The sequence below is a fragment of the Fervidobacterium riparium genome, assembly GCF_025370035.1.
In the GTDB taxonomy this organism is placed as follows: Bacteria; Thermotogota; Thermotogae; order Thermotogales; family Fervidobacteriaceae; genus Fervidobacterium; species Fervidobacterium gondwanense.
Genome location: NZ_CP009277.1, coordinates 1,730,514 through 1,744,179, shown reverse-complemented (window position 1 = coordinate 1,744,179; position 13,666 = coordinate 1,730,514). Strand labels below are relative to the sequence as shown.

Genomic DNA, 13,666 nt, shown 5'->3' with positions numbered 1-13,666 from the left:
AGAACTCATGAGAAAAGCAAGCGGTATATATCTGCATGTGACTTGCTATATAGATAAGGACAAGTTCATAAAAATCTGGCAGAACAGAGTTAATAAAAATGGCAGCTTGAAACAGCGTGAATGGAATACGTTTAGCCATGCCATAGCTATAGACTTCAAACCAACAGGAATAGTTCTTTCCAACGGATTGAAGATAGAATGGAAGATAGAAGAAACGCAAAGGCTAAAGAAATTGCAACGGACAATATCACGCAAACAGAAAGGCTCAAAGAACAGACAGAAAGTTAGAATCAAGCTTCGCAAGGAATATGAGTACATAACAAACGTAAGGGAAGATATAGTGAACAAGATAAGTTCATTGTTGTACAGATATGAGAAAGTAATCTATCAAGATGACAACATCCACGCATGGCACAAGGGAAGATTTGGAAAATCGATCCAAACAAGTGCGGTAGGGATGATAAAGCGAAGACTGAGGGACAGTCTTCGGGTCTCTACTGTGCTCATAGACAGATATCAACCTACTACAAAGACTTGTAGCCGGTGTGGGAATGTGCAAGAGATAGAACTTTCAGAGAGAGTATACAGATGTGGTATTTGTGGAAACGAAATGGATAGAGATTTGAATGCAACGTGTAACCTTTTAAAACTAGTAGGGCTGGACCGGTCCGAAGTTAAGCCTGTCGAGTGGGAGACCGCTGCTAAGGTATGTGGTAATCCACATGTCTTAGTAAGTATCCTACAATGAAGCAGGAAGCCCAACCCCTGAAGGTGGAATTCCATCCCCTTCAGGGAATTGGGAGGGTGTCAAAATATCCTCTTTAGAAACTCACGAGTGCGTTGCTTTCTTGGATTCTTCAATATTTCATCAGGCGTTCCTTCCTCTTCGACAACTCCATCGGATATAAAGATGATTCTGTCGGCAACATCCCTTGCAAATCCCATTTCGTGTGTGACAACTAACATTGTCATTCCGCTCTTTGCAAGGTCTTTCATGACATCGAGAACCTCTCCGACAAGTTCTGGGTCGAGTGCAGATGTTGGTTCGTCAAAGAGCATTATCTCTGGGTCCATCATCAATGCTCGCGCTATTGCAACTCTTTGTTTCTGACCACCAGAAAGCTGTTCAGGATAAGCCTCTATTTTGTCTGACAAACCAACTCGTTTTAAGAGCTGTTTGGCTTTCTCGACAGCTTCTTCACGAGACATGTTCTTTACTTTTGTTGGTGCTAAAATCAGATTGTCGAGTACATTCATGTGTGGGAACAAGTTAAACTGCTGGAAGACCATACCTATTCTCGTTCTGAGTTTGTTTACATCGTAGCTCTCGATGTCAACACCATCAAGGTAAATCTTTCCACCCTGATATTCTTCGAGTTTATTTATACATCTTAAAAGCGTACTCTTTCCACCACCACTTGGTCCTATTATTACTATTGCCTCTTGTTTTCGTACTTCAAGGTTTACACCCTTGAGTACTTCAAGTTTACCGAATCGCTTTACAAGGTTCTCTATCTTAATAATTATTTCTGTCGAATTTTGGATGTTCTCGTGCATGTTCATGCTGTTGCCATCCTCCTTTCGATATACCTCACAATCCTTGAAATAACAAACGTCATGAGGAAGTATATGAATGCGATTCCAAAGTATATTGAGAATGTTTGGAACGTCCTTGATATCACGAACTGACCGCTTCTCATAAGCTCTGCAACACCAATAACGGATGCCAATGAACTGTCCTTTGTAAGGGTTATGAATTCGTTCCCAAGCGCCGGGAGGATATTGCGGAACGCCTGAGGTAGTATTATATACCTCATAGTCTGCCAATGCGTTAAACCAAGTGATCTCGCCGCTTCGTATTGTCCTCTTGGTATAGACTGAATTCCTGCTCTCACGATTTCCGCTATATATGCGCCACTGTTAAGACCCAAGGCTGTGATTGCAGCAGGATATGGCGCAAGCTGTATACCAAGCTGAGGCAGTCCAAAGTAAATGATTGATATCTGAACGAGTAGTGGAGTACCTCTTAGAAATTCTACATAAGCAGTACATGGGTAATTAATTACTTTGATTTTTGAAAGTCTTCCCATGCCTATAAAAGTGCCAAGAATTAAACCGATACCAACCGAAAAAGCAGTTAGCTTTAAAGTTTCCCAAGCACCTATTAGTAAGAAAGGAAAGTTCTTGAATAATTCGTTTAATGCTTCCACAAATTTCCCTCCTCGTCTGCATTAGGTCAGATTAAACAATAATGCCCCCTACATAAAATAGGGGGCACGGCAAAATCATTCAAACCATTTCTGCAATAACTTTGTGTACGTTCCTGCACCTTTCATAATGTCAAGGGTTTGATTTACAAAGTTCAGTAATTCTTTGTTTCCCTTTCTTACTGCTATTCCGTATGTCTCTCCTGTATCTACAACGGTGCTGATTGTGAATTTCGGGAATTTTTTAACATAAGCCTTCGCTGGTGCTTCATCAAGAACAACAGCATCGACGCGCCCGTTCTGTAATTCTAAGAATGCATCTGTGAATTTTTGGAATCTGACGACTTCTACACCTTTTATTTCACTGACAACAAGGTCACCCGTTGTACCGAGTTGGACTGCAACCTTTTTGCCGACAAGAGCGTCGAAACCTTTTGGTGAGAAGTCCGAACCTTTCCTCACAACGATAGCCTGGTTTGCTTCAAAATACGGCTTCGAAAAATCAACAACTTTTGCTCTTTCTTCGGTGATTGTCATTCCTGCAATTATAAGGTCTATTTTTCCTTGTTGTAGAGCAGGAATAAGGCTATCAAAAGGTAAGTTAACAATCTCAAGTTTGACACCCAATCTCTTTGCCAATTCATTTGCAACGTCTATATCGAACCCAACGACCTGGTTCTTCTCGTCAACAAATTCGAACGGTGGAAAAGTTGGCTCAGTTCCGATGACGAGTTTCCCTCTCTTCTTAATCTCTGTCAAGCTCTGACCAAAGGCTAGAACAGTTGCCATAACAAATGTTACAAGTAACAACCACCATAAAATCTTTTTCATCCAGCACACCTCCCCAGTTATGGTTTGCAAAAGCGTAGAAACATATAAAAGTGTCAAATTATTTATTTTGATTTCTTACATCTGTGCCGAAACAAACCAATCTATTTGGCCTGTCTGTAAATTATACCTTCCTAAAGCATTGAAAGATGGATATGCGATGCCAAGTCCGATGAACCATTCACTTCCATATGGTTGACCAGTATAGATGTAAAGTGCACTAAACGGTAGCGCCAATTCCCAATTCGCTTTGAAATTTCCGTTCATCGCTTCTCTAATATTGAAAACGGTAAGCCTGAAGGCAAAATATCCAACATCGCACCCTTCTACCTTGAGGGTTGTTTGAGCATCTAACCAATCGACTTCGCTGTTAAGAACGAATTTTCCATCTTCCTTTTTCAAAATATTTTTGTTTTCGTAGGAAATCTCGACACGAGACCACGAAGAAACAAGGAATTGTGTCTTTCTCGAAGAAGCTATACCGAATGCTATAGTTGGCGTATCGTACTTTGAAAGATCGCTGAGAAATTCGAAATTTGGAGCTTTGGAACTCATAGATGCGAATAATCCTCCCAAGGTTATACCAGCACCTAAATACACAGGTCTATTAAATTCCAAATCTGGGTAATTAAACGTTGTGCCAACCGAAAAGTTGAGACCAAGCAGTTCTAAGTGTCCCTCTAAACCGATTTCAAAAGAAGAAAATTCGCTGAAATTTGTTGGAACAAGGACAGTTCTTACTAAATAAGGCTGTGCAACTACGCCAGCTGGCTTTGTTACATTCATCAATTCATTCAAAGTAAACGCCTGTCCGAAAATAACAATGGTAAAAATAGCCAATAAACTTATAACTATCTTTTTCATCATTTCACCCCTTTCACGATTTGATTCTTTCAACCAACGTTAAGTCACCAAATTCAGAGAAAAGCGTGTCCACCGTTTTTAGAAATCCGAGCCTGTTAAGACGAATATCTTCTTGTTCAGACATAACAAATACATTGTCAAAGTAGTTATCAATGAATGGCCTGAGTTCTGTTATCTTTATCAGCGCTTCCTTGTAATTGAGATGACCAATAAGGTCCAAAACCATGGGTTTTATCTCCAAGTACTTCTCAAACAATTCCCTTTCTTCTTTCTGTGTAAATTTCGCTGCGTCAAATTCAATTGAGCCATGTTTTTTACTTATGTTATGTACCCTTTCAAATCCAACAAGGAAATGCTCAAATTCCTCAGTTCCAACTACGTTAGCTATCGCCTTTGCTGAAAGTATCCCTCTTAAAGGCTTCGTCCAAAGCCCCTTAACAGCACGCGCTATGTCGTATCTTATGTTGGAATTGTATAGTTCAAACCTTGTCTCAAAGAATTCTACTAATTCTTTCGGCAGTTCTTCTTTACTTAATAAGTTACAGGCTTTATCAATGACAGTTTTCAGGTCTATATCCCAATCATACCTTTCAACAATCGCATATATATCATCAACTTTGCTTCTTAAACCATAAGGGTCTTTCGAGCCACTTGGTATATTTCCTATTATGAAGTTACCTACTATTGTATCGATTCTGTCTGCTATCCCAACAACCGCTCCCTCGATTGTCGTTGGGGTTGGAGAATAGTGTTCTTCAATCCCAAGAGCAACATCTTTTGGATATCCGTCTTTTAATGCATATATTCTTCCCATCGTACCTTGAAGCTCAGGGAATTCGTACACAACATGTGAACCTATATCAGCCTTACACAACCTTGCCGTCGCCAATATTGTATCACATTTAGCATCTAAATCCAAAATTTCTATTATTTGCTTTGAAAGTTCTTCTATCCTCACAACCTTGTCATATAGAGTGCCAAGCTCTTTTTGGAAGACAACTTCTTTAAGTCTTTCATTAAAACTCTCGAGCCTTACACTTGCATCTTTTTCATAATAGTATCTTGCATCTTCAAGACGAGCGTTAATAACTCTCTCATATCCTCTTCTTGCGTTGCCGTACTCGTCACTCGGCATGTCTATGAACGCTACAAAATCGTTGGTTATTTTTCCATTCTTCTTCACCGTAAAAGATCTCTGGTGATGTTTGATCGTAGTTTTTACAAGTTCTTCTGGAAGCTCAAGATACTTTTCCAAGAATTTACCGTGGATTAGTTTCGGATACTCGGTTAGAATTGCAACTTCCTCGATCAGTTCTTCGTCTCTCTCAACTTCGTATTCTTCTTTTTCAAATTCCGAAATCTGAAGGTGGATAAATTCTCTACGTTTTTCAAGTTCAGGGATGACATAGTACTCAGCAAGTTTACTTAAGTAATCTTCGTACGAATTTATGTTGAAGTATTCATCCATAACGAATCTATGTCCGACCGTCTTATTGCATGATTTTAAACCGAAGATTTCTATATCTAAAACTTCACCGTTGTACAAAGCAACCACATGATGTGGTATCCTCACGAATTCAAAATCTCCTTTTCCCCACTTCATTGGCTTTCTAAATCTTAGGCTGTAAATTATACTCGGCACCATCTTTTTCAGAGCCTCTCTTGCAGAGACACCTTTTTGGACTTTTGTAACGTAGACATAGTTATCAACTATTTTGACGTCTTCAAGCGCCGCTTCGTTCGATTTCAAAAATCCGAGGAGCGCTTTCGTTGGTTGCCCGTCTTTATCGTAAGCAACGTTAACTGCTGGTCCTTTCTTTTCAACAGCTTTATCCGGAGCACTATCTGAAAGTCCACTAATTACAAACCCGAATCTTCTTGGAGCTACGAATACTTTTACTTCCTTGTATTCAAGTCCCTCGGTTTTTAGAGATTCAGACACCTTCTCATTCAGTTGCTGGATTATACCTTTTACTTCCGTTGTCGGTAGTTCTTCCACCCCTATTTCAAAGAAGAATTCATTGTTTATCATCGGAACCACCCTCCATCTCAACGTACATCTTCGCACATTTACTCGCCATCGTCCTTATGTCCCTTATGAACGTCTGCCTCTGAGCTACGCTTATTGCGTTTCTCGCATCGAGCAGGTTAAATGTGTGAGAGCATTTTAGCAATTGTTCATAAGCAGGGAATACTAAACCTTTTTCTATGAGCTTGTCAAATTGCTTTCTGTATATGTCATATAACGTGAATAGCGAGTCTGTATCGGCCTCTTCAAAGTTGTATATCGAGAACTGTCTTTCATTTTCTTTGAAAAGTTCTCCGTACTTTACGTCCTTATTCCACATGACATCATAAACGTTGTCAACACCTTGCAGATACATTGCTATCCTCTCAACACCGTACGTTATCTCGAGCGGTATCTCCTTCAGTGAAATCCCACCAACCTGTTGGAAGTATGTAAACTGGGTTATCTCCATACCATCGAGCCAAACTTCCCATCCGATTCCCCAGGCACCAAGCGTTGGAGATTCCCAGTTGTCTTCAACAAACCTTATATCGTGTTCTTTTGGATTTATACCGAGAGCCTTCAGAGATTCAATGTACAGTTCTTGCGATTTTTCCGGATGTGGTTTCAGAATTACTTGGTACTGGTAAAATCTTTGCATTCTATTTGGGTTTTCACCATATCTTCCGTCCGTTGGTCTTCTGCTCGGCTGGACAAATGCAACGTTCCACTGTCTGTTTCTAAATACTCCAAAGAATGTCGAGGTGTGGAACGTTCCTGCTCCCATTTCCATATCGTATGGTTGTTCAATGAAACAACCTTGCTTTGCCCAAAACTCATCCAAAGTTTTAATAACATCTTGTAAGTACACGCTCTTTCCTCCCTTCGGGAATTATATTATCATTTAACTCATCCAAACACTTTCTCGAAGATATAAGCCCATAATGGCAAGGTTATTAAAGAAAACAGTGTCGTGACAGCAACACTAACACCAGCTTTCGGAATAAGGTCCTTTTTAAATGCACCGAGAACAACTACACTGTTTACACCTATGGGCATCGCACACTCTAAAAGAAAGACTTTCGCTTCAAGTCCTTTAAAAATGAATCCTAACGGAAATAACACGAGCGGAATGAGTATCAGTCGCTCAATTACCATTTGTGCATAACTCTTGACGTCAGATCTTGCAAATTCAATCCTTGAAATCCCCAAGCCAACTTGCAAAAGCAAGAAAGGAATCGCCATCTCTTTTATCCAGTTAAACGTCGTAAGAACTCCGCCTGGTAGTTGTTTGTAAGATATCCCAAACGCGCCAAGCACCCAACCTAAGATAATAGCATACAAGAATGGTAATTTAAATATATTCTTCAATTCCAATTTTCCTCTTATCAGCGCTGGCAAAAACGTGCTGCCGAAGAATACATTAACAAATGAATAAACAACGCCAAGCGCTAATGCTTTCTCTCCCCACAGTGCCAGTAGCACCGGATATCCAAGATAACCAGAGTTCACATAGACATTTCCTGTGAAGAAGACTTCTCTATCAATCTTGTGTAACCTTGAAAGCACAAAAGAAATCAAAAACATTATCGAAAAACCCAGAGCATACTTCAGTAAAACGTTTGCAGTTGGCACGTAGTCGTTCATAAAAGTAAATGTTATCAATGGAGCCATCAACCATGTCGCTATTTTACTGAAAATATCGATATCGCTATTTCTGAAAATTTTTCCGTAGACAAATCCAACAAACATCATCAAGAATGAAGGTAGAACTGCGTTAAAAGCTTGTGTTATCACTTCGTTCCTCCCGAGACTTAGAAGCTTTTGTTAAATGTTAAACCTATTGAAAATGAAAAGTACGGAGAATTATTGCCCTCCTGTGGCTTTAAAAGTGGCTTCTTAACATTGTCTGAATCAACATTAACTAAAGCAGAAGCGTTCCAAATATATCCAAGAGCTCCTTTTAATTCAAATTTCAGCAAATCAGATACAGTAAACAGATAGTTCAAACGCGAAATCAAACGGTATTCTAAAACAGTATCATCAAGCAAATGTGTACCAGATACATACGTAGAGCTCTCGTTCCATGGATTGACAGGGGAGCGCTCTCCCAAAATTACAAACTCAGCTTCCGCACTTAAACCTTCTACAATCGAACTATCGTAGGTTATCATAAAAGCAAGGTTGTTTTCTCCATAAATATATCCAGCATACAAGTACTCGAGTGGCAATACCATTGTTGTACTGTCTTTATTATAAGTGAAACGCGGATAGTACGTATAGCCATAGTACAACGGATTGCCAGATTCGCTCGAAGGCTGGAAGGTATATTTTGTCGCACCTGCGTGGAACAACCCAAACTTACCAAAGATATTCTTGAAATTTGCGCCCACCGACCATGCTATCTTATCTGGATTCTGATACGACTCGGGATGGAGAAACCTGTTAGCATTTATGTCATCAACTAAGATCTGAGCATACCAATAGAGATTTTCACTGTTGTAGTCTAAGAAAAATCCAGAAATATAGTTTGCATTCCCCAGTCCTTCGGAATACGGTCTTCCCGCATCGTTTACGTATTGGATAAAGAAAGATGGAACTGGGTTAGCAAAGTATTCAAAGTCGAACTCTTTTCCAACATACACCGCTACATCTTGATAACCGAACCTAAAATTACCGAATTTTACTCCGTAAAGTTTATAATTTGCACTCCTCAATTTTTCTCTTATATCTGAGCCGCTTTGCAAATTCGAGAGCTGTATCCAGCGAGTTGTGTACAAAAAACTCTCGCTTTCGAAGGAAACATTTAAGGTATTCCTCGGAATATTGGCTGAGTTTATAAATAGCGAATACGGAGATTGGACAACATCGCTAAGATGAATTTTTCCAAGAGTAATAGTGACATTTCCGTTCCTCACTCTAAAACCGCTCTCATCAACTACAAAATAGAACCCTGCGTAGTATGATGAAGCGAACTGGTCATTGAAAAAATTATCGTTTCTTGCAATCATCGATGCAAAAAAATCGAAGCTTTCATCTTCGTGTTTTAAATCCACGTCAACTGATAATATTTGTGAGCTAAGAGAGTTTGAGTTGTAAAGTGAAAACAGCGTAGAGCCGGAATTGTAAAAAACACTAACATCAGCTTGAAAAGCGAAGCTAAATATGGGAAATAGAACAACGGCAAGTACGTAGACAGTACCGGATATTACTGCTGTTCTTCTCTTTTCCATAAAACCTTTCCTCCGTGAGTTATTGATTTCACATCAGATGGAATTGTAACTCCCATGTTTATAACTTGAAGAATCAAATCCATCGGCAGTGAGGTTTCAAACCATATTTCTTCAACCCTTATCTCTTCCCAACCGCGATCTGAGAACCTCTGGATAACTTTTTCTATCGCTTTTTTGTACTTCTCAAAATCCATTTCATATTTAGACATATCCTCCACCCCCAAAGTATTTTCTACACGTTTACTTGCTATTTTATCACATCGATTTAATCGTGCCAATCTTTCTTACTTGGCTTTTAAGATATCTCCCGTACTCTTCTTTTTCTAAATCGGTTATCGAAACGCACATGTAGTGTCCGTTGGCATGGATAACCTTATTTTCACCCATATACAGCAGAACGTGTCCTTTCATAAATAATAGGTCACCACTTTTTGGAGATTCTGTGCTGTCGAGATATTCTTCCTGTTGATTGGCATCTCTTGGGATGTTCATTCCTAAAACATCGTAGAGTCTATTAACGAATCCTGAACAATCGAAACCGTATGAGGAAGTGCCACCCCATAAATACGGAACCCCCAAAAACTGCAAAGAAAGTTCAACAACATTATTGGCTTTGTAAAACGGAGAATCCAACAAAGAAAAACTTTTTCCATTTGGTAGTAAGAAAGTACTGCCGCTCTTGTACAGCCTACTACCAAACGGAAGCATATAAGAAATTGCACCGGATGTTCTACAAAATGGTGCTGAAATCTTCACCTGTTCGAATTTTGATAGTTCCCGATATTCTTCAAGAGTAAGCAAATATAATGTATGCTTGTTTATAAACCCTCTGTAGTTCAGCCTAATATCTTTTGCATAAATATAATCATTTCCCTCTTCCAGTATTTCAACAAATTCACCGAAAACGAGTTGGTGTACTCTTTCACTCCTGAACTTAGGTTCAGATCTCACATCTGTAACGGGATTAATAACAAATCCGTACAACTTTTCCAAAAAAACCCCTCGCCTTCATCTTTTCTTACACAATTATAGCATAATAAAGGTTTCAAATTATTTCAGCAAGCTTTCCTTCATAAAATTCAGAAAGGCTGAGAAAATGAAAGTATTTGAACGTTTGAAACAATTACAGGCTAATAAATTTATAGGACAAAGAACTTTTGAATTGAAAAATTAAAGTCCCGTTTTGGTATAATTACGTCGAACAGTTTCGGTAACGTTACCAATAATCTACGTACCAGCTCGTTGCGAAGTCAAAAAAATCAATTGCCACCAAACACGGAGTTTTCAAGAAGGAAGGGAGGTTGAAAAACGCTTTTTTCGTATTTTGTAGGTCTAAAACTTAGTAAATCTTTCAGGAAAAGAAGAAAGGGGTGGAGTGTATGAGAAAAGTGTGGTTCGTATTAGCTACGGTTCTTTTGCTTAGCCTCGCAGGTGTTGTACTTGCTGAAACGGCAAAAATTACAATCTGGGCTTGGGACCCGAACTTCAACATCGCAATCATGAACGAAGCTGCTGCACGATACAAAAAGATCAACCCAAATGTCGAGTTTGAAATTGTAAGTATGGCGAAAGCAGACGTTGAACAGAAGCTGAATACAATATTAGCTTCTGGTGTGAAGACAGGTTTACCAGAAATAGTCTTGATCGAAGATTACAACGCACAAAAATACTTACAATCCTATCCAGGTGCGTTTGCAGATCTTACAAAACAATTCAACTACTCTGAATTTGCACCTTACAAGGTTAAGCTGATGACATTGAACAACAAAGTGTACGGTGTTCCATTCGATTCTGGCGTTGCAGGTTTCTTCTACAGAAGAGATTACTTGGAACAGGCAGGATTCAAACCAGCAGACCTTGAAAATATCACTTGGGATAGATTCATAGAGATAGGAAAAGTCGTCAAAGCAAAGACGGGAAAATACATGATTGGAGCAGATCCATTTGACGGCGGATTAATGAGAATTCTCCTCCAATCAGCCGGTTCTTGGTACTTCGATAGCAAAGGAAAACCATACATTGCAAATAATCCAGTTCTCAAAGAAGCTGTAAAACTTTACAAGGAAATAAGGGATTCAGGAATTGCAAAAGAAGTTTCAGGATGGAACGAATGGGTTGCTGCGTTTAATAATGGCGATGTTGCGGCGGTTGTAACTGGTGTCTGGATCGTAGGTTCTATAAAAGCTGAAAAGAGCCAGAGCGGAAAATGGGGACTTGCACCAGTTCCAAGAATGAATATCAAAGAGTCCGTTAACGCGTCGAACCTCGGCGGTTCAAGTTGGTATGTGTTGAAGAACAGCAAATATAGAGATGTTGCGATTGACTTCTTAAAGAAGATCTACGCAAGAGATTCAGCATTTTACCAGAAAATTTTGATCGATAGAGGCGCTGTTGGCACTTGGTTGCCAGCACAAGGCGGTTCCGCATATAAAGCAAAAGACCCATTCTTCGGAAACGACGCAATATATGTCAAGTTCTCCGAATGGATGAAGAAGATTCCAAGCGTTGATTACGGTGTTTATACATACGAAGCAGATGCTGCGATAATGAGCGTAATGCCTGATGTGTACTCTGGGAAACTATCAATCGACGAGGCGTTGAAGAAAGCCGAACAACAATTCCTTAACAGTATAAGGTAACTTTGCTTCAAGCCGGGAAGACGAAATGTCTTTCCGGCTTTTCATTCTTGTATCGGGAGGAAAGGAGACATGGCTTTCAGAACCAAAAAAACCGGAATTGAAAAAGTTTGGAATAGGTGGGGCTGGATCTTCATAAGTTTGATGCTGATCGGAATTGCCCTTTTCATTTTTTATCCGATAATCTACTCCTTATATCTTTCAACTTTTTCGACTCGTGGCTTTTTGAAAACTTTTGTTGGATTCGGAAACTATATACGTTTAATTCAAGATTCGTACTTTATCCTCGCTTTGAAAAACGTCTTGATCATATTAGTAATCCAAGTGCCTATAATGCTTTTACTTGCACTGGTGTTTGCAACCCTACTAAACGACCCGAGGCTGAAGTTTAAAGGTATTTACAGAACTGCTTTGTTTTTGCCAGCGGTGACCTCTCTTGTTGCATACACGATATTGTTCAGGATGATGTTCAGTAACGAAGGACTTATAAACAACTTTTTGCTTTCGGTCGGGATCATAAAGGAACCGATAAGATGGCTATTGGATCCATTCTGGGCAAAGGTAACCCTAATCATTGCTTTGACGTGGCGCTGGACTGGTTACAATATGATGTTCTACTTGGCAGGGCTTCAGAACATTCCAACTGAAGTCTATGAAGCTGCAGAAATCGATGGAGCTTCAAAAACTGTTCAGTTTTTCAAAATCACAATCCCTCTGCTGAGACCTATAATACTTTTCACCACTATCACTTCAACTATAGGAACGTTACAGCTTTTCGATGAACCGATGAACCTTGCAGCAGGTGTTGTGACAGGCTCGAGTGTCGGACCTGGTAATTCACTCCTTACACCGTCAGTCTACATTTACAACGTATGTTTCAAATACTCTCCAAACTTCGGTTATGCCTCAGCAATATCGTACGTGATCGTGTTGATCGCCGCAGTTCTTGCTATAATACAGTTTAAAGTGGCAGGTGAAAAAAGATGAGCAGAAAATTGAGATACATCTTCATATACATATTTCTCACATTGTCAGCTTTTATATCCGTTTTTCCATTCTTTTGGATGGTTGTCGGAAGTACGAATAAGTCTGTTGATGTTATAAAAGGAAAACTCACTCCTGGAAATCAATTTTTAATTAATTTCAAAAACTTATGGGACAACTACAATCTCAGAACAGTGCTGCTCAACTCTGCGAAGATATCAGCGTTGGTCGTCATCTTTTCGGTTATAGTCTCATCGATGGCAGGTTACGGCTTTGAAATGTATGTTTCTAAAGCAAGAAATAGGTTATACGGACTCATGCTCTTAACTTTGATGATACCCTTAGCTGCGCTGATGGTTCCACTTTTCAGATTGATGTACTTTTTCAACCTCATCGATTCACACTGGGGCGTTATACTCCCTCTCATTCCATCTGTCTTTCTAACGTTCTTCTTCAGGCAGAGCTTCAGTCAATACCCAAAGGAAATAATCATGGCCGCAAGAGTTGACGGTGCAAACGAATTAAGGATATTCTTTTCTATCGTTTTACCGTCAATGAAATCGGCATATGCAGCGGCTGCGATATACGCGTTTATGACGAGCTGGAACGCTTACCTCTGGCCACTTGTGATTATTCAGAGCGAACAGAAGAAAACTATGGTACTTTTAATCTCCAATCTCGCCTCTGGTTATACACCTGATTTTGGTGTTGTAATGATGGCTGTTGTTATAGCCACTTTACCAATGCTGATTGTCTTCTTCTCGCTACAAAGATACTTCGTCCAAGGTGTTCTTGGCTCTGTAAAGCAGTAGTTGAATAGTTCGTCCGATATAGGCAAGGGGTGGAGAAGAAAAGAGTGTCTCCACCTTTTTTATTTATGCACTTGTGAATAAAAGAATGCTATAA

14 protein-coding genes are annotated in these 13,666 nt (G+C 39.6%); 4 read left to right on the top strand and 10 right to left on the bottom strand.

What is annotated here, in order from left to right; genetic code table 11:
• The first annotated feature begins 7 nt into the window (after positions 1-7).
• Positions 8-748, top strand: a complete 741-nt coding sequence (locus tag IB67_RS08350) for an RNA-guided endonuclease InsQ/TnpB family protein (RefSeq protein WP_498875247.1) — start codon at positions 8-10, stop codon at positions 746-748.
• Between the two features lie 59 nt (positions 749-807).
• On the opposite strand, the gene IB67_RS08345 is transcribed toward IB67_RS08350, so the two are convergent.
• The 10 genes from IB67_RS08345 to IB67_RS08300 all read right to left on the bottom strand — a co-directional run bounded on the left by IB67_RS08345 (position 808) and on the right by IB67_RS08300 (position 10,133).
• Positions 808-1,563: an amino acid ABC transporter ATP-binding protein gene (locus IB67_RS08345; RefSeq protein ID WP_498875246.1), complete on the bottom strand. Its 756-nt coding sequence runs from the start codon at positions 1,561-1,563 to the stop codon at positions 808-810.
• The gene (locus tag IB67_RS08340) at positions 1,560-2,210 is read right to left on the bottom strand and encodes an amino acid ABC transporter permease (RefSeq protein WP_498875245.1); all 651 of its coding nucleotides are present in this window, start codon (positions 2,208-2,210) and stop codon (positions 1,560-1,562) included. Before IB67_RS08340 ends, IB67_RS08345 begins: the two co-directional genes overlap by 4 nt.
• Before the next feature lie 75 nt (positions 2,211-2,285).
• Positions 2,286-3,038 carry a basic amino acid ABC transporter substrate-binding protein gene (locus IB67_RS08335; protein WP_498875244.1) on the bottom strand — a complete coding sequence of 251 codons (753 nt, stop codon included), beginning with the start codon at positions 3,036-3,038 and terminating at the stop codon, positions 2,286-2,288.
• A 75-nt stretch (positions 3,039-3,113) separates the two neighbouring features.
• A complete protein-coding gene (locus tag IB67_RS08330) occupies positions 3,114-3,899 on the bottom strand; it encodes a hypothetical protein (protein WP_498875243.1) in 786 nt (261 codons plus the stop codon).
• Between the two features lie 13 nt (positions 3,900-3,912).
• Positions 3,913-5,931: a glycine--tRNA ligase subunit beta gene (glyS, locus tag IB67_RS08325; protein WP_498875242.1), complete on the bottom strand. Its 2,019-nt coding sequence runs from the start codon at positions 5,929-5,931 to the stop codon at positions 3,913-3,915.
• Positions 5,918-6,778, bottom strand: a complete 861-nt coding sequence (locus IB67_RS08320) for a glycine--tRNA ligase subunit alpha (protein WP_498875241.1) — start codon at positions 6,776-6,778, stop codon at positions 5,918-5,920. The genes glyS and IB67_RS08320 overlap by 14 nt, the downstream gene beginning before the upstream one ends.
• Before the next feature lie 38 nt (positions 6,779-6,816).
• Positions 6,817-7,704, bottom strand: coding sequence for an AEC family transporter (locus tag IB67_RS08315; RefSeq protein WP_498875240.1), 888 nt, complete (start codon positions 7,702-7,704; stop codon positions 6,817-6,819).
• A 17-nt stretch (positions 7,705-7,721) separates the two neighbouring features.
• Positions 7,722-9,140: a hypothetical protein gene (locus IB67_RS08310; protein WP_498875239.1), complete on the bottom strand. Its 1,419-nt coding sequence runs from the start codon at positions 9,138-9,140 to the stop codon at positions 7,722-7,724.
• Entirely contained in the window at positions 9,116-9,349 is a 234-nt protein-coding gene (locus IB67_RS08305) for a hypothetical protein (protein ID WP_498875238.1), read from the bottom strand. The genes IB67_RS08310 and IB67_RS08305 overlap by 25 nt, the downstream gene beginning before the upstream one ends.
• A gap of 46 nt (positions 9,350-9,395) precedes the next feature.
• Complete coding sequence (locus tag IB67_RS08300; RefSeq protein ID WP_498875237.1) at positions 9,396-10,133, bottom strand: C40 family peptidase; 738 nt, start codon at positions 10,131-10,133, stop codon at positions 9,396-9,398.
• Positions 10,134-10,519: 386 nt separating this feature from the next.
• On the opposite strand from IB67_RS08300, the gene IB67_RS08295 reads away from it, so the two are divergent.
• From IB67_RS08295 to IB67_RS08285, 3 genes are all read left to right on the top strand, one after another.
• Positions 10,520-11,779, top strand: coding sequence for an ABC transporter substrate-binding protein (locus IB67_RS08295; protein ID WP_498875236.1), 1,260 nt, complete (start codon positions 10,520-10,522; stop codon positions 11,777-11,779).
• Positions 11,780-11,848: 69 nt separating this feature from the next.
• Entirely contained in the window at positions 11,849-12,763 is a 915-nt protein-coding gene (locus IB67_RS08290; RefSeq protein ID WP_498875235.1) for a carbohydrate ABC transporter permease, read from the top strand.
• A complete protein-coding gene (locus IB67_RS08285) occupies positions 12,760-13,572 on the top strand; it encodes a carbohydrate ABC transporter permease (protein ID WP_498875234.1) in 813 nt (270 codons plus the stop codon). The genes IB67_RS08290 and IB67_RS08285 overlap by 4 nt, the downstream gene beginning before the upstream one ends.
• Positions 13,573-13,666: the final 94 nt, after the last annotated feature.